Here is a 16,949-nt window from a genome sequence, read left to right on the forward strand (position 1 = left end):
CCTGTTTACCTGAGCTTCAAGGTGGAGAGGCCGATAAGGCACAGCAGCATGGTGATGATCCAGAACCGGACGACCACCTGCGTTTCTTTCCAGCCGCTTTTTTCGAAATGATGGTGCAGCGGTGCCATCTTGAGAAGGCGACGGCCTTCGCCGTAGCGTTTCTTGGTGTACTTGAACCAGGTCACCTGCATCATCACGGACAAGGCCTCAACAACGAAGATACCGCCCATGATGGCCAGCACGATTTCCTGCCGCACAATGACCGCGATGGTGCCAAGCGCGGCGCCCAAAGCCAGCGCACCCACATCTCCCATGAAAACCTGGGCCGGGTGTGTGTTGAACCACAGAAAGGCCAAACCGGCGCCAGCCATAGCTGAGCAAAAAATCAGCAACTCGCCAGAGCCTGGAATGTGCGGGAAGAACAGGTATTTGGAGTAAACCGAGCTGCCAGTGACGTAGGCGAACACGCCGAGTGCGGAACCGACCATGACCACCGGCATGATGGCCAGGCCATCCAGCCCATCCGTCAGGTTGACGGCATTGCTGGAGCCAACGATCACAAGATAGGTCAGGATCACGAAGCCGAATACCCCCAACGGGTAGCTGATTTCCTTGACGAAAGGCACCAGAAGGCCCGCCTTGGGCGGAAGATCCACGTCAAAGCCGGACTGCACCCAGCTGAAAAACAGCTCCAGCACGCGCATGTTGGAGCTCTCGGAAATGCTGAACACCAGGTACAGCGCCGCGATCAGGCCGATGATCGACTGCCACAGATATTTCTCACGCGAGCGCATGCCTTCCGGATCCTTGAGCACCACTTTGCGCCAATCGTCGGCCCAGCCGACGGCGCCGAAGCCCAGCGTGACGATGAGGACAATCCAGACAAAACGGTTGGAGAGGTCGAACCACAGCAGCGTGGAGATGCCGATGGCCAGCAGGATGAGCACACCGCCCATGGTGGGCGTGCCGCTCTTGCTCAAATGCGTCTGCATCGCGTATTGGCGGATGGGCTGGCCGATCTTGAGCGAGATGAGCCGGCGAATCACGAAGGGGCCCGCCAGCAGGCCGATGAGCAGCGCGGTGAGCGCGGCCATGACGGCGCGAAAAGTCAGGTACTGAAATACCCTGAAGAACCCGAATTCCGGGGAAATCGACTGAAGCCACTGGGCCAGACTAAGCAGCATGGGGCCCTCCCTTATGGTTTTGTTGATGTTGAGCTTGATCGAGCGCATGATTCGTGATGGCCTGGGCCACCCGTTCCATCTTCATGAAACGCGAACCTTTGACCAGCACGCTACCGGTGTTCGGAAGCTCAGCCAGCACGGCGGCAGCGAGTTCATCCATGCCTTCGAAAACTTGCGCCCCAACGAAACTGGCCGCGGCTTGTTTTGATTGCTCACCCAAAGTGAATAATTTTTCAATGCCCAGCGTGCGCGCATAGCGCCCGGCTTCATCGTGGAACTGTGGCCCCTGGTCGCCGACCTCGCCCATGTCGCCCATCACCATCAGGCGCGGACCGGGCAGTTCGGCGAGCACCTCCAGCGCGGCGCGCATCGAGTCGGGATTGGCGTTGTAACTGTCGTCGACCAGCGTCAGCACCCGGCCCGGCAAGGCCACGGCGATGGCGCGGGAACGGCCCTTGACCGGCACAAAAGCCGACAGACCCGCGGAGATAGCGGCAAGGGGCGCACCCGCCGCCAGCGCGCAGGCCGCGGCGGCCAGTGCGTTTTTGACGTTGTGCCGGCCCGCGATGTGCAACGAGAAATCGGTGTTGCCCGCCGGGGTGGATGCGGCCACCTTCCAGCAGCCGCCCTCCCATTGCGCGGTGCCTGTGACATCGGCGGCGCCCGAGAGCGCGAAGGTCAGGACCTTGCGCTTGCCGACCAGCTCACGCCACAGCGGGGTGTAGTCGTCGTCAGCAGGAAAGACCGCCGTGCCGCCCGCATCCAGCGACGCGAACACCGAGCCGTTTTCGCGCGCCACCGCTTCCACCGTGGCCATGAATTCGAGGTGCTCACGCTGCGCGTTGTTGACCAGCGCGACGGTGGGCATTGTGAGTTCGGCCAGGTAGGCGATCTCGCCGGGGTGGTTCATGCCGAGTTCGACTACGCCCACTTCATGCGCGGCCGACAGCCGCAGCAGCGTAAGCGGCACGCCGATGTCGTTGTTGAGGTTGCCTTCGGTGGCGAACGCCTTGTCGGCTTTCCAGGCACGCAGTATCGAGGCGATCATCTGCGTGACTGTGGTTTTGCCGTTGCTGCCCGTGACCGCCACCAACGGAAGCCGAAACTGCGAACGCCAACCCACCGCCAGCCGCCCCAGCGCCAGGCGCGTGTCAGCCACTTCCAGTCCCGGCATACCGGCTTGCGCCAGCCCGTGGTGGGCAATCGCCGCGACGGCGCCCTGCGCCCGGGCTTGCGCGAGGAAGTCGTGGGCGTCGAAGCGCTCACCCTTGAGCGCCACGAACAGGTCACCGGCCTGCAGGCTGCGCGTATCGGTGTTGACGCGCAAAGCCTGCACGCCGCCGTCACCCACGAGGCGGGCACCGGGCAGCCAATCGAGGGCTTGTTGGAGGCGCATCATGATTGCGCACCTCGCGGATGTGTGTTCAAAGCATCGAGCGCCGCCTGCGCATGCTCGCGGTCGGAGAAAGGAAGCTTGACGCTGCCCACTTCCTGGAAACTCTCGTGGCCTTTGCCGGCCAACAGCACCACGTCTTCGGGGCGGGCCAGGCCCAGGGTGTAAGCGATGGCGGCGGCCCGGTCTGCCTGCACATGCACGGCGTCACGGTGACTCAGACCCAGCAACACCTGGCAGATGATGGCCAGCGGGTTCTCACTGCGCGGATTGTCGCTGGTGACCACCACCTGGTCGGCGTTCTTTTCAGCCACGGCCGCCATCAGCGGACGCTTGGTTGCGTCGCGGTCGCCACCGCAGCCGAACACGCACCACAGCCGGCCGCCGCGGTGCGCCGCCGCCGGCCGCAACGCGAGCAGCACTTTCTCGAGGGCGTCGGGTGTATGCGCGTAATCGATGACCACCAGCGGCCGGCCCGGCACGGCCAGGGTCTCGGCGCGACCGGGCACGGGCAACAGGCCGGTGCAGGCCTTCACCGCATCAGCCAGCGGCACACCCATGGCGCGCAGGGCCCCCAGCACGCCGAGCAGGTTGGACACGTTGTACTGGCCCACCAGCCGGGTCGCCAGCGTATGGCTTTCGACACCCTCGGCCACTTCAAAGCTCAGGGCATCGGTGCCATGCTCGATATTGCGCGCCTGCAGGCGGGCCGGCTCCACGCAGGAGACAGCCCAGAGATCCAGGCCGCTGCCGGCAAGGGAGTCCTTGAGCTCGGCGCCCTTGGCATCGTCGATGTTGATGACCGCTGCCTTCAGCCCCGGCCAGCCGAACAGCGCGGCCTTGGCCTCCCAGTAGGTCTGCATGGAGCCGTGGTAGTCGAGGTGGTCCTGCGTGAAATTGGTGAAGATGGCAACCTCGATGGCGGTCGCGTCCAGGCGGTGCTCGACCAGGCCGATGGAGGAGGCCTCCAGCGCGCAGGCGGCAAAACCCTCATCGGCGAAGCGCCGCAGTTCCTGTTGCAACAGCACAGGGTCAGGCGTAGTCAGGCCGTTGGAAACCATGGCACCCGGCTCGCCTATGCCCAGCGTGCCGATGAGGCCGCATTTGTGTCCCAGCCGGTCCAGGGCCTGGGCCAGCCACCAGGCGGTCGAAGTCTTGCCGTTGGTGCCGGTGACGGCGGAAATCCGCAACTGCCGGCTCGGCTCCTTGAAATAGACGGCAGCGATGGGACCAGTCGCGGCCTTGAGGTCGGCATATTCCGCGACTTTGCCATCCTCAAAAGCGTAGGCAGCTGCGCCTTCCTGCTCAACCAGGCATGCATTGGCGCCCGCATCCAACGCACTGCCGACAAATTTGCGACCGTCGGTCGCGGCGCCAGGCCAGGCGATAAAACCGTCACCCGGGGCCAGCTTGCGGCTGTCCGTACGCAGGCTGCCGGTCACGCGTTCGCGCAACCAGCCCGCGGCCTGTTCAGGGGTGTGGAGCTGCGTGCTCAAAACGATTCCTCAACGGCCTGGGTGGTGATTTGCGGCTTGACGCTCATGTCAGGCTGCACGCCCATCATGCGCAACGTCTGCTGCACCACTTCGCTGAACACGGGGGCGGCCACGTCGCCGCCGAAGTACTTGCCCGCACTTGGCTCGTCAATCATCACGCCGATGATCACGCGAGGCTTGTCGATGGGTGCCATGCCAACAAACCAGCCTCGGTATTTGCGGTCCTTATCAGTGCCGTAGCCCTTGCCAACCTGCTTGTACGCTGTACCGGATTTCCCGCCGACCGAGTAGCCGAGGGTTTGCGCTTTCTGGCCGGTGCCGCCAGGCCCGGCGGCCATCTGCAGCATCTTGCGTATCTCAAACGCCGTTTTGGGAGAAAACACCTGCACGCCCACTGCGGGCTCTTCGCTCTTTAGCATGGTGGCGGAAATAATCTGCCCATCGTGGCCGAACACGGTGTACGCCCGCGCCATTTGAAACAATGACGCCGAAAGGCCATAGCCATAAGACATCGTGGCTTGCTCAATGGGCCGCCAGGTCTTGTAGGGACGAAGGCGCCCGGATACCACGCCCGGGAAGGCGAGCTGCGGTTTTTGTCCGAAACCGGCCTGGGAAAAAGTCTCCCACATTTCGCGCGGCTGCATTTGCATAGCCATCTTGACCGTACCGACATTGCTCGATTTCTGGATCACCTGCTGCACCGTCAGCATGCCGTTCGCGTGCGAATCACTGATGGTGGAGCCGGTGATCTGGATACGGCCGGGCGCGGTCTGTATCTGGGTTTCGGGCTTGACCCGGCCGGACTCAAGCGCCAACCCGACGGTGAACGCCTTCATGACCGAGCCTGGCTCAAAGGTGTCAGTCAAAGCGCGGTTGCGCAACTGTGCTCCCGTCATGTTCTGCCGCTTGTCCGGCACATAACTGGGGTAGTTGGCCATGGCAAGCACTTCGCCCGTGACGGCATCGAGCATTACCACGCTGCCGGCATGCGCCTTGTTGGCAATCACCGCATCGCGCAGCTTTTGATAAGCGACGAACTGCATCTTGCTGTCAATGGACAGCTGCAAGTCTTTGCCGTCAACGGGCGGCACCTGCTCTCCCACATCTTCCACCACGCGGCCCAGGCGGTCCTTGATCACCCGGCGCGAGCCTGCGCGTCCCGCCAGGTCCTTGTTGAAGGCCAATTCCATGCCCTCCTGCCCGCGGTCTTCCACATTGGTAAAACCGACAATGTGGGCCGTTGTCTCACCTTCCGGGTACTGGCGTTTGTATTCCTTGCGCTGGTAAATGCCTTTGATCCCGATGGCGTGGATCTTCTGCGCCACAGGCTCATCGACCTGGCGCTTCAGCCAGACAAAAGTTTTATCCTCGTTACCCAGCTTTTTCTTCAGATCGGGAAGAGGCATTTCAAGCAGCCTGGCAAGCTCCGCAAGCTGGGCCTTGCTCGCTTCGACATCTTCCGGAATCGCCCAGATGCTGGGTGCAGGCACGCTGGACGCGAGAATCAGGCCATTGCGATCCAGAATACGGCCGCGGTTGGCGGGCAGCTCCAGCGTGCGCGCAAAGCGCACCTCACCCTGGCGCTGGAAGAACTCATTGCCAAATATCTGGATATATGCCGCCCGGCCCGCCAACCCGACAAAGGCCAGGGCAATGCCAGCCACAATAAATTTGCTGCGCCACACCGGCGTTTTGCTGGCCAGGAGAGGACTGGAGGAGTACAGGACGCTACGGCTCATGGCCTCAGGCCTTCCTGCGAAGGCTCTGGCGTCGTCGCGGCATCCGTGTATGTCACGTATTGCGTAATGGCCGGCGTGACCGTGCGCATCTGCAAGCGGTCTTTCGCAAGCTTTTCAACTTTCAAGGGCGTAGCCTGGGCGCGTTTTTCCACCTGCAACCGCTCGTTCTCAGTTTCGAGTTTCCGGCTCTCTGCAGTCGCCTTCTCCAGTTCGACGTACAGGCGACGCGACTCATACTGGGTGCGCACCAGATACAGCGCACTGGCCAGTACTGCGAGAAGCAGTACGAGGTTTAGCCTGGCCATGATATGGCCCCCACGCTTGTCGCTTCGCGTGCTGCGCTCCCCCCCGAGGGGGCTGCATTTTTCCTTGGGGCGGCCCGGCGGAAAAACCCGGCCCCCACGCTTGCCGCCCGAAGTGCCGTGCCGTTCATGCGGCCACCCCGGTGCGTTCGGCGACGCGCATCACGGCGCTACGCGAGCGCGGATTGCCATCCACCTCTTCCTCACTGGGCTTGATGCGGCCGAGCGCCTTGAGTTGCATCGCCTTGGGTTCGGCAAAAGGCGCGCGGCGGTCGTACACCTCGCGCGAGTGTGTGGCGATAAATTGCTTGACGATCCGGTCTTCGAGCGAATGAAAACTGATCACCACCAGACGGCCTCCCGGTTGGAGAACTTTCAGTGACGCAGCTAGCGCCTGTTGCAGCTCTTCAAGCTCGGCGTTGATGAAAATCCGAAGAGCCTGAAATGTGCGCGTTGCAGGGTCCTTGCCCGGCTCGCGGGTTTTGACCGCGCCAGCCACGACTTCGGCCAGCTCAGCGGTGGTTCGAAGAGGGCCCCGTTCCTGTCGGCGACGATCAATCGCCTTTGCAATCTGTTGAGCAAACCGTTCTTCGCCATATTCACGAATCACCTCCGCCATGGTTTCTATGGATGCATCCACCAACCACTCGGCCACGCTCTGGCCACGTGTGGTGTCCATCCGCATGTCCAAAGGTCCCTCTTGCCGAAAGGAAAAACCGCGCACCGGATTGTCGATCTGCGGCGAGCTCACGCCCAGGTCCATCAGCACGCCAGCCGCACTGGCGGCCGGCAACTGGCCCAAATGCATAAAGCCCTCGTGGCGGATGGAAAAGCGCGGGTCGGTAATGGTCTGTGCCTCGGCGATGGCGTCGAGGTCCTTGTCGAAGGCGGTGAGCCGCCCTTGGGGCGACAGCCGCGACAGCAACAACCGCGAGTGCCCGCCGCGTCCGAAGGTCGCGTCGACGTAGTGGCCGTCCGGGTTGACAAGAAGCGCCTCTATGGCTTCGTTCAACAGGACGGTGCGGTGTATCCATGTGCCGTTCACCGTCTTCTTTCAGAACGAAAAGTCTCTGAAGACATCGGGCATCTCGCCCTTCATTTGCTCCGCCTCCTGGGCCGCGTAGGTTGCGGCATCCCAGAGTTCGAAGTAACCGCCCATGCCCAGTAAAACGGTATCTTTGCTGATGCCAGCGGCCGCGCGCAGCTCGGGAGACACCAGCACACGGCCGGTAGCATCCATATCCACGTCCATCGCATTGCCAAGGAAGATGCGTTTCCACCATTGCGCCTGCATCGGCAGCGAAGCTATCCGGTCGCGGAATTTTTCCCACTCACTGCGGGGGAAGATCATGAGGCAACCGTGTGGGTGCTTGGTGATGGTGAGTTGACTGGAAGCAGTGGCACTCAGCACGTCACGATGCCGGGTCGGCACTGAGAGCCGACCTTTGGTATCGAGAACTAACGATGAGGCACCTTGAAACACTGCTACAAACCCTTGAAAAGCACTTTTCACCACTAAATTGCACTTTTCCCCACTTTAGCAGGAAACCATTTGCAAGCAAGGGATTTGAAACAAATTTTTTCAATGAAATCAAGGACTTAGGAGCGCCTCCGAATGAAAGGCGGAAATTAAAAGTCGTTCTAAATTAAGCACTTAGAAGATGCACTGAAAGTATTGCTTTAAGCCAATAGAGTTTGAATGCCGGCAACCCACGAAAAGTAGGTGACTATTTCCATCATCCATCGAGGTTGGGCAACATGTTTTCACGGCACGCAACCCGGCTTCGCTATAAAAGATATAGCGAAGTAATGACAGTACACAAGGCATCCGCCGGCTGCCTTGCTGCTCGCTTCGCTGTATGGATAAAGTTCAAGCCAGTCGAGCGACATGGCGAAAGTTGAGCTGAAATGCAGCCAGGCACGCTGGTTGCAAAACACCTCAGAGATTCATTGCAAACCTCAGTCGATGCGAACCGTCACCCTTGCGTGCTCGGTGATCCCGATCACGTTGAAGAAGGCTGCGACGAGGCGGTTGACCTCTGTAAATTGCACGGACCGATTTTCGTCTTCGCGGGCCGATACCCAGTTCAGCAGTGTTCCGGCAGCAGAAAAATCCACGCGAATAAGCTTGGCGCAGGAGATCATCATCATGTCTGCACCCATCAACTTGACTTCCAGTTTGTCCAGCACCGCTATCGCATCGCCCTGGATCTGGCCTGAAAGCTCAACCGACAGCACGTTGCTCATCTGGGAACTCGGCGCATCGATCTGGGTATCCCCATCAATGGCGCTGAGGCTGGAAGACACGGAATCACGGTACACATCGCCGATGATCGCCCGTCCGCTCATGACGCCTCCCTGTGCATCGAGCGGCTTGTACTCACAGCGTGCACTATCCCATGCGGGCGGGGAAACCTCATAGGTGACGCAAAAGTCGAGCGCAGCCAGTTCAAAATCGTCGGGGCGGTGCGTCACGCGCAGCGCCTCCATGCGCAAGAGCCACCAGTTCTGTTCAGTGTCGCGGCTTCCTGAAGGCGTGGCGTTTTGAAGCACCTTCTGCAGCTGAGCATCACCCATGAAGCGCAGCTGAACGGGTTGTGCGGCCCAGCCGCTAAAGACCTTGTACAAAGGCTCAAGGGCAGCGGGTTCGATGCTTTTAAGATTGTTCCAGTCTAGGCGCCACGGCATGGGTGCCTTGGCCATAGCCGCCTTGAGGGCTGCCACGGTTTGTATGCCCAGCACAGACGGACATACCCAATCGACCGCAGGGCCGTTTGTAGCGGCTTTGCCCGCTGCTGGCGCGCTGAGCATTTTCACCATGTCAGGCATGGAAAACCACTGCGGTGCTGACCGGTCAAACCGTTCCACAAACTGGATGGCGGCCGTTTCAAATTTATCCTGCTGGGCCGTGGCGCGGTACAGGTCAAACAGGGTTAGCCAGGTATCGGGATGGCCTGCGCGAACCGCGCCGGGGGCGAGAATTTCCAGCAAGCCGGCTTCGGCGCCGGCATCGTCGCCATTGGCGAATCGGATAGCGGCTTCCTCCAGTTCGGCGTCATGGGCAACCACCTCCTCCACATCCACCGCAGTGATCTTGGAAGGGGAAAAGCCGGATGCACCTGTGGTGTCATAGCCACCACCGACCCCGGTCGGCGCCCCCATCGCAGGAGGGGGCTTGGGCAGCGGCTGGGGAGCAGACCGGGCTGCAGCCAGCGCAACTGACAGGGAATCGGGCTCAGTCTGGGAGGCCTCCTGGGCAGCAGCCTCCCGCGCAGCCTGCAGCTCAGCCATTTTGGCGGCATTCATGTGCTGCAAACCTGCCGGCGCGGTAGCCCGGTATGCGGTGGGCAACGCATTGTCCAGCATGGGTGGCTGCGTCGCGGCACCATGCGACAAAGGCGCATGCACCGAATTGTCCGGCATGCCGCCATTCTTGGTCTTCCACCACTGCATGGACATCTGCGCTTCGATCTCGTCGATTTTCTTGAGCGTAGAGGCCCGGTCATCGGGCTTTGAAGGCATGCTGCTCTGAAAGAACGACGGTCTCCCGCCCGGGTCCTGGCCGATGCCCACCATTGCCTCACGCTTGCGCATCTTGCGCAGCATGTCAAATTCACGCTTGCGCACAAAGTCGTTCTGCCGCTTGCGCTCAATCATTTCCTTGAGCAACTGCTTGCTCATGGCTTCGTCACGGTCCGTTTGCGCGGCGTCCAGATCCGACCAGTTCGTGGCCGGATTCCGGACGAACTTCACCATCTTGGACAACAAGCCTGAAGCGGTATCTTCTTTGGACATGGCAGGACGATTAAAAAAACATCAACCGACAGTCTGGCGTCAATCGCCAAACATCTTCTGTTTGAGCTCCCGGCGTTGCTGCGCTTCCAGCGACAAATTGGCCGTCGGGCGGGCGATCAGCCGGCCCACCCCAATAGGTTCGCCGGTTTCGTCGCAGTAACCGTAATCACCGGAGTCGATGCGGGCGATGGATTGCTCGATCTTCTTGAGCAGTTTGCGCTCGCGATCACGGGTACGCAATTCCAGTGCATGCTCTTCTTCAATGGTAGCGCGGTCTGCAGGATCGGGCACCACGACCGTATCTTCACGCAGGTGTTCAGTGGTTTCACCGGCACTGTTATGAATGTCCTGCTTGAGGACCGACAGCTTGTGGCGAAAGAACGCCAGCTGCTTTTCGTTCATGTACTCGGAGTCAGGCATCGCCTTGACTTCGTCGTCTGTCAGCTGCTCAGCGGATTTGGTTTTCCAGTTGTTGGCAAGCTTGGGATCTTTTTTGGCCGCCGCCTGGGGTGGCGGCGCAATCACGCGTTCGGTCATTGTGGAGTAACTGGCTTTGGCTGCGTCGGGCGCATGGGTTGGCACCATCGGTGCGGGAGGGGGTGATTGGGTGGCGACCCGGGCCGAACTGCGCCGGCCGGGTTTGAGGGGCGGCGGAGCCACAAGCCCAGCTCTCACGGGAGCCGGCGCAGGCGCAACGGCGACAGCAACAGGCGTCGCCGGCTTGGCAACCGGTTTCGCGGCTGATTTTGCGACGGGCTTCGCTGCAGGTTTGGGAGATGTTTTGAGCACAGGCTTGGCGGGTTTGGCAACGGCCTTGGCTTTAGGCAAAGGCTTGGCAGCGGTTTTCTTGACAGCTGCGGGAGCAGGTTTTTTCGGGGCGGCCGCCTTGACAGCCGGTTTGGCGGCTTTTTTGGCGACGGGTTTAGGCGCCGGTTTGGCTTTGGTGACAGGCTTGACAGCCTTTTTCACGGTTTTGGCAGCAGCCTTTTGCGCCGGCTTGGCTTTGGGGGCCGGTTTTGCAGGCGTCTTGGTCTTCTTTGCTTGGGCTTTCACAATGTGTCTCCTCTGGAAAGCAACCCCGAAATGGCCCTTGGGCTTTCGCGGCGGCTTTCTGGCCAAACTACTGCAGCGCAGTTCAACCCTACCTGTTGCCAGATTTCCTGGTTTGTCTGCCGCCTGCCAGTCGCGAAAACCGCACCAAGGCGGCTCTCAACCTGCTTTGTAGCTGGTTTTGTGCCTGACTGGCCTCCCGATTTCACTTTTCGGGTATTTTGGTCGGCGCGCGATTGTAGCGGCTGGCCAGCCAGCCGTACCGCCCTTAAAACAAATCGTTGGAGAATCGACACAAACATGGAGCCCTCCGCCTATTACAGGCCACAGGCGGACAGCCTACCTCAAACCAGGCACTGCTCCAGGCCCTGCACGAAAATATCTTTGGGCAAATCGATGCCGATGAAGACCATCTTGCTGTTTTTCTTCTCGCCCTCGGCCCAGGCGGGGCCAAGGTCGCTGCCCATGAGCTGGTGCACGCCCTGGAAAATCACCTTGCGGTCCGTGCCTTCCATGTTCAATACACCCTTGTAGCGCAGCATGCGCGGGCCGTAAATATTGACGACCGCACCCAGGAAATCCTCCAGCTTGGCGGGGCTGAAGGCCTTGTCGGACCTGAAGACAAAGCTCTTGACGTCGTCGTCATGGTGGTGGTGATGGCCGTGGCCTTCATGGCCATCCTTGCCGTCGTGGGCATGGGAAGGATGGTCGCAATGTTCGCCGTGCACATGGTCGTGTTCATGGTCATGCCCGGCGTGGCCGTCTTCCTTGAGAAAATCAGGGTCGATGTCCAGCTTGGCATTGAGGTTGAAACCGCGCAGGTCGAACACATCCTTGATGGCAACTTCCCCGAAGTGCACGGCCTTCTGGGGCGCGCGGGGGTTCATGTGCTTGAGGCGGTGCATGAGCGCGTCCACTTCGTCCTTGGCCACCAGATCTGTCTTGCTGATGAATATCTGGTCGGCAAACCCGACCTGGCGGCGCGCTTCCTGGCGGTCGTTCAGCTGGGTAGCGGCATGCTTGGCGTCGACCAGGGTCAGGATCGAGTCCAGCAGGTACTGCTCGGCAATTTCCTCGTCCATGAAAAACGTTTGCGCCACCGGGCCCGGGTCGGCCAGCCCGGTGGTTTCGATCACCACACGTTCAAAATCCAGCAGGCCCTTGCGTTTTTTGGCCGCCAGCAACTGCAGCGTTTCGCGCAAATCCTCGCGGATCGAGCAGCAAATGCAGCCATTGTTCATCTGGATGATGTTTTCCTCGGTGTCATTGACCAGGATTTCGTTGTCGATGTTTTCCTCGCCAAATTCGTTTTCGATAACGGCGATCTTCTGGCCGTGCGCTTCGGTCAGGACACGCTTGAGCAACGTGGTTTTGCCGGAGCCCAGGAAGCCGGTGAGGATGGTGACGGGGATCAAGCTCATGGTGTTACCTAAAAACAGGAAGATTGCAGGAGTGGCGGCACATGGGGAAACGGGTCAGGTCGCAGCACACAGGTGGGGGAGTTTAGCGGCGGGTTCAAGCCCGTCGCGCAGCCCCGGTGAATACCACCTTGCCCACCAGTTACTTTACAGGTTGTGTCAAGTGCACGGCTCCCGGCAGCAGCTCCGGCCGGCCACTTGCGTCCTCGTATTTTGCTATCATTTTAATAGCATACGGCGCCCGTTTCTCTTGGGCCGAGGCCATTATTTATGCAAAAATCAGCCGCCCACGCGCTTCACCAGCACCAAGCCCTTCAGGTATTCACCTTCCGGGAAGGCTACCGTCATGGGGTGGTCGGGCGCGCCGCCCATGCGCTCGGAGATGAAAGCATCCACCCCGGCATCGATGCCGGCCGAGGCCACGATCTTGTGGAACAGGTCGGCGCTGATGCCGCCCGAGCAGGAATAGGTAAACAGCACGCCGCCGGGCGCCAGGATCGACAGTGCCAGGCGGTTGATGTCCTTGTAGGCACGGGCCGCCCGCTCTGCATGTGTCACCGTGGGCGCGAATTTGGGCGGATCCAGCACGATGGCGTCAAACATCCGTCCCTCCTTCTGGTACTGGCGCAGCGAAGCGTTCACGTCGGCATCCAGCATGGTGGTACGTCCTGCGTCAAAGCCATTCAGCGCCACGTTGGCCCTGGCGCGTTCAATGGCCGGCCCGGATGAATCAATCGAGGTGACATGGCCCGCCCCCCCGGCCAGCCCAGCCACGGTGAAACCACCGGTGTAGCTGTAGCAGTTGAGCACATTCTGGAACCCGAGGCGCCGCGTATAGGCGGCAAACTTGTGCCGGCTGTCGCGCTGGTCCAGGTAAAAACCGGTTTTATGACCTTCAGCGATGTCCAGGCTGAGTTTCCAGTCGTGTTCGGTAATGGTGATGCCCGTCTTACCCGAGCTGGCCAGCCAGCCGGTGACTTCAGGCAGACCTTCCAGGACGCGTGAACTGGCGTCGGAGCGTTCGTACAGGCGCGAGAGACCGGTCTGCGCGAGCAAGGCGTCGACAATCACGCTTTTCCACTTTTCTGCGCCGCAGCTGGAAAACTGCGCCACCAGCGTATCGGCGTAACGGTCTACGACCAAACCCGGGAGGCCGTCAGATTCGCCGTGGATCAACCGCCGGCCGTCGCTCTGGATGTCGAACAGCTCCCGGGCTTTGAGCGCCTGGGCGATGCGCCCAGTAAAGAAAGCCGCATCAATGCGCTGGGCCTCGTCAAAGCTCCAGACTCTTGCCCTGATCTTGGAAGCCGGACTAAAAGCCGCCCAGCCCAGAAACTGGCCCGCATGACTCTCCACCCGCACCGTCTCGCCCGCGTCGCCTCCGCCTTTGGCGATGGCGCCGTCAAAAATCCAGGGGTGGCGCCGCAGCAATGAGCGCTCCTTGCCGTCCCGCAATCGAATAATTTTCATGACGCTATTGTCGCGGCTGGTGGCGGCCGCCTCCAGGGCCCTGGACCTCGAGCAGGTCAACGGACGGGTCGACAGCGGTTTGACAGCTCTGTGTAATTTTCGTGAAAGTTTTTGCGACAATCCCGGGTTGATGTTTTTAACCTTCTTTTCGCGGCGATGGAAAAAATACGGGCCGCTGGCAAGCCCGGGCTTCCGCACGCCCGAAACCGTCCGCACCGTGTTGCTGGGCCTGGTTATCAGTTTTTTCATGGGCGCACTGCTGGCGCTGACCAGCGTGGAGGCGCAGTCGCGCACGGTACTGGACCTGGACACGCGCTCGGAACCCGTGGCACTGCAGGACTGGGGAGATTACTGGATAGACACGACCGGCCGGTTCACGCCCGGACAGGTCGCTGCCACACCCGGCATTCCCTGGAAACCGACACGGGGTGATGCCATCTACCCGGTCACCAGCGGGCAGGCCATGTGGGTGCGCTTTAACGTGCCGCCGGCGCCCGACGCGGAACGCTGGTACCTTGAAGTGCCCTACCCGTCCGTCAACCGGGCTTCGCTGTACACACTGGACAGCGCCGGCCAATGGAATGAACAACACGCAGGCGATCTGGTAGCGGTGGACCAATGGCCGGTACCGCACCGCCACCCCCTGCTGCCTATCGCGCTGTCGGCCGAGGTACCCACCAATTACCTGCTACGCCTGGAAAATGGCCACGCCTTCAGCGCTCCGCTGCAATTCATCAGCGAGGGCCGCCTGAGCTATTCCGAGCAGCGTATTTCGCTGATCCTGGGCATTTTTTTTGGATTGACCGGGCTGGCCGCCCTGATTTCGGCGCTGGGCGCGGTTTCGCTGCGCGACGCCGCCTACGGCTACTACGCACTCTGCGTGACCCTGATGGGCTTGACCCAAGCCACGGTCACCGGCATCGCGGGGCTGCACCTGTGGCCCTCATGGCCGGCATGGAGCGACATTGCGACGTCGGTGCTGCCCATGCTGACGGTCTCGGCTACCTTGCTGTTCATCTCGGCGGCGATATCCCTTCCCCAGCGTGCATTGCGGCTGCATCGGCTGATGGTCGGCCAGACCGTGCTGGGCGTCCTGGCCGCCGTGGTGCTGGCGCTTGTTCCCGCAGCCACACGCATGGACGTGTTCATTCCCATCGTGCTGCTGCTGGCGTTCAGCAGCCTGTTGGTCCTGGCATGGGCCTGGCGACGTGGGGACCGTTTCGCGCCCTGGCTGATGCTGGCCTATGTACCGGTGCTGGCTGCCGCCGGCTGGACCATGGCCCGAAACGCCGAGCTGGTACCCATTGACTTCTTCACCCAACACGGCATGCAGCTCGGCGTGGCGCTGCATCTGCCCATCGTGATGCTGGTGCTGATGCTGCGCAGCCAGCACCGGCGCGAAAACATCCGCCGCATCCAGGGCCTGGACCGGGTGGACCCGGCGACCGGCCTCATCAACGGGCACGTATTCGCCGAGCGGCTGATCCGCATGATTGCGCGCTCCGAGCGGCTGCGCCACCAAAGCGCGGTGATGATCATCGACCTGGTCAACTCCGAGCAGGTACAGCGGGACTTCGGGCGCAAGGCGGCCGACGAGTTGCCGCTGCGCGTGGCCGAGCGGCTGTTGTCCACGGCACGGGAAATCGACAGCGCCGCACGGCTGTCGGAGCGGCGTTTCGGCATGTTGGTGGAAGGGCCCTTCAGCGCCGAAGATGCCGCCACGCTCGGGCCGCGCATCGTGGCGCGCTGCCTCATGCCCTACAAAGGCCTGCATGTGGATTGTGTGGCACAGGTGCATGTGGCTTATGCGCTGGTCCCCCACCAGGGCTCCAACGCGCAGGGCCTGCTGACGCAGCTTGAGGAGCGTCTGGCCGCTGCGCCCACTGACGGCAAGCGCGCGGTATTCATGCTGGGTGAAGCACCGCCGGCCAGGCCGCCACCGCGCTCACGGTTGCGGCCGCGGGGTTTCCTGTAAGCCGCTCACAGCTCCGCAAGCCGATGGAGGACTCGCACCTGATTCAGCTTTTTTTCTTGCTTTCGCCCGAAAATTCGGCAGCGGCTTGCTCCGGCGCCAGTGCGGACGCAACGACGGGGCGCGCTGGCGTTTTCGACAATGCCCGCGGATGGGCCGCGTCATACACCTTGGCCAGGTGCTGGAAATCCAGCCGGGTGTAGACCTGCGTGGTCGTGATGTTGGCGTGGCCCAGCAATTCCTGCACCGCGCGCAGGTCGCCACTGGACTGCAGCACATGGCTGGCAAAGGAATGGCGCAGCATGTGCGGATGCACCGGCGTGGCCAGCCCGGCGTTGAGGGAGCGCCGCTTCAGCCGTACGCGAATATGCTGCGGCGTCAAGCGGGTGCCGCGCTGGCTGATAAAGAGGGCAGGGTCTTCCCCTGCCCAGCCGGCGCGCGCGGCCAGCCAACGCTGCAACGACCGCAGCGCTGCCTGGCCGACCGGCACGCTACGCCGCTTGGCGCCTTTGCCCAGCACATGGGCTTCTGCCGCGTCCCTGTCGATCCAGCCCCGCGCCCCTGCGCTGGCCTGCACGTCCAGCCCCACCAGCTCGCCAATGCGCAGCCCGCAGCCGTAAAGCAGCTCGGTAATGCATTCATCGCGCGACTCCAGCAGGGGGTCTCCATCAGAAACGTCAGCCTGGTAGGCGGCCAGCTGCACGGCTTCGTCCACACTCAGCGCTTTGGGCAGGGGTTTGGCGGCCTTGGGGGCACGCACGTCCTGCACGGGATTGCCGTTGACCAGCCCTTCCCGGCCCAGCCAGGTGTAAAAACCGCGCCAGCCCGAGAGGATCAGCGCAATGCCCCGGCCGCTGCGCCCAGCGCCATGCATCTGCGCCACCCAGCGCCGCATGTGCATGTTTTGCACCGCTGTCAGCGCCACGTTGGCCTGGTGCGCATTGGCCTCAAGTTTTTGCAGGTCGAGGGCGTAGAGCTCCACCGTGCGCTGGGCCAGGCGTTTTTCAACGCGCACATGCTCGAGATAACGCTCCACCAGTGGATTGGGAGGCGGCAACGCAGGCGCCGCTTCCGTTTGCGCGCCGCCGGGTCCAGACGCAAGAGGCGATATTTGCGTCATGGCCGGGGTA

The 16,949-nt window shown here is 61.7% G+C and carries 13 protein-coding genes; 1 reads left to right on the top strand and 12 read right to left on the bottom strand.

Going from position 1 to position 16,949, the window contains the following annotated elements; all coding sequences use genetic code 11:
• Positions 1–5: 5 nt before the first annotated feature.
• The 11 genes from mraY to ACQ4MS_RS05635 all read right to left on the bottom strand — a co-directional run bounded on the left by mraY (position 6) and on the right by ACQ4MS_RS05635 (position 13,847).
• A complete protein-coding gene (mraY, locus tag ACQ4MS_RS05585; protein ID WP_431098288.1) occupies positions 6–1,184 on the bottom strand; it encodes a phospho-N-acetylmuramoyl-pentapeptide-transferase in 1,179 nt (392 codons plus the stop codon).
• Positions 1,174–2,583: a UDP-N-acetylmuramoyl-tripeptide--D-alanyl-D-alanine ligase gene (locus tag ACQ4MS_RS05590; protein WP_431098289.1), complete on the bottom strand. Its 1,410-nt coding sequence runs from the start codon at positions 2,581–2,583 to the stop codon at positions 1,174–1,176. The genes mraY and ACQ4MS_RS05590 overlap by 11 nt, the downstream gene beginning before the upstream one ends.
• The gene (locus ACQ4MS_RS05595) at positions 2,580–4,073 is read right to left on the bottom strand and encodes a UDP-N-acetylmuramoyl-L-alanyl-D-glutamate--2,6-diaminopimelate ligase (RefSeq protein WP_431098290.1); all 1,494 of its coding nucleotides are present in this window, start codon (positions 4,071–4,073) and stop codon (positions 2,580–2,582) included. Before ACQ4MS_RS05595 ends, ACQ4MS_RS05590 begins: the two co-directional genes overlap by 4 nt.
• The gene (locus ACQ4MS_RS05600; protein ID WP_431098291.1) at positions 4,070–5,812 is read right to left on the bottom strand and encodes a peptidoglycan D,D-transpeptidase FtsI family protein; all 1,743 of its coding nucleotides are present in this window, start codon (positions 5,810–5,812) and stop codon (positions 4,070–4,072) included. The genes ACQ4MS_RS05595 and ACQ4MS_RS05600 overlap by 4 nt, the downstream gene beginning before the upstream one ends.
• Complete coding sequence (gene ftsL, locus ACQ4MS_RS05605; protein ID WP_431098292.1) at positions 5,809–6,117, bottom strand: cell division protein FtsL; 309 nt, start codon at positions 6,115–6,117, stop codon at positions 5,809–5,811. The genes ACQ4MS_RS05600 and ftsL overlap by 4 nt, the downstream gene beginning before the upstream one ends.
• A 124-nt stretch (positions 6,118–6,241) precedes the next feature.
• Entirely contained in the window at positions 6,242–7,159 is a 918-nt protein-coding gene (gene rsmH / locus ACQ4MS_RS05610; RefSeq protein ID WP_431098293.1) for a 16S rRNA (cytosine(1402)-N(4))-methyltransferase RsmH, read from the bottom strand.
• Between the two features lie 9 nt (positions 7,160–7,168).
• Positions 7,169–7,597, bottom strand: a complete 429-nt coding sequence (mraZ, locus tag ACQ4MS_RS05615; protein ID WP_431099540.1) for a division/cell wall cluster transcriptional repressor MraZ — start codon at positions 7,595–7,597, stop codon at positions 7,169–7,171.
• Between the two features lie 476 nt (positions 7,598–8,073).
• Entirely contained in the window at positions 8,074–9,909 is a 1,836-nt protein-coding gene (locus tag ACQ4MS_RS05620) for an STAS domain-containing protein (protein WP_431098294.1), read from the bottom strand.
• Positions 9,910–9,948: 39 nt separating this feature from the next.
• Positions 9,949–10,962: an RNA polymerase-binding protein DksA gene (gene dksA, locus ACQ4MS_RS05625; protein WP_431098295.1), complete on the bottom strand. Its 1,014-nt coding sequence runs from the start codon at positions 10,960–10,962 to the stop codon at positions 9,949–9,951.
• Positions 10,963–11,303: 341 nt separating this feature from the next.
• On the bottom strand, positions 11,304–12,380 hold the full coding sequence (locus ACQ4MS_RS05630) for a CobW family GTP-binding protein (RefSeq protein ID WP_431098297.1): 1,077 nt from the start codon (positions 12,378–12,380) through the stop codon (positions 11,304–11,306).
• A 276-nt stretch (positions 12,381–12,656) separates the two neighbouring features.
• Complete coding sequence (locus ACQ4MS_RS05635) at positions 12,657–13,847, bottom strand: class I SAM-dependent rRNA methyltransferase (RefSeq protein WP_431098298.1); 1,191 nt, start codon at positions 13,845–13,847, stop codon at positions 12,657–12,659.
• On the opposite strand from ACQ4MS_RS05635, the gene ACQ4MS_RS05640 reads away from it, so the two are divergent.
• Positions 13,846–15,822 (top strand): sensor domain-containing diguanylate cyclase, encoded by a 1,977-nt coding sequence (locus tag ACQ4MS_RS05640; RefSeq protein ID WP_431098299.1) that lies wholly within the window; start codon positions 13,846–13,848, stop codon positions 15,820–15,822. The two genes, ACQ4MS_RS05635 and ACQ4MS_RS05640, sit on opposite strands and share 2 nt — an antisense overlap.
• 43 nt (positions 15,823–15,865) lie before the next feature.
• Here ACQ4MS_RS05640 and ACQ4MS_RS05645 read toward each other — a convergent pair whose 3' ends face one another.
• A complete protein-coding gene (locus ACQ4MS_RS05645) occupies positions 15,866–16,939 on the bottom strand; it encodes a tyrosine recombinase XerC (RefSeq protein WP_431098300.1) in 1,074 nt (357 codons plus the stop codon).
• Between the last annotated feature and the right edge of the window lie 10 nt (positions 16,940–16,949).

This window comes from Polaromonas aquatica (genome assembly GCF_050626995.1).
Classification (GTDB): Bacteria; Pseudomonadota; Gammaproteobacteria; order Burkholderiales; family Burkholderiaceae_C; genus Polaromonas; species Polaromonas aquatica_A.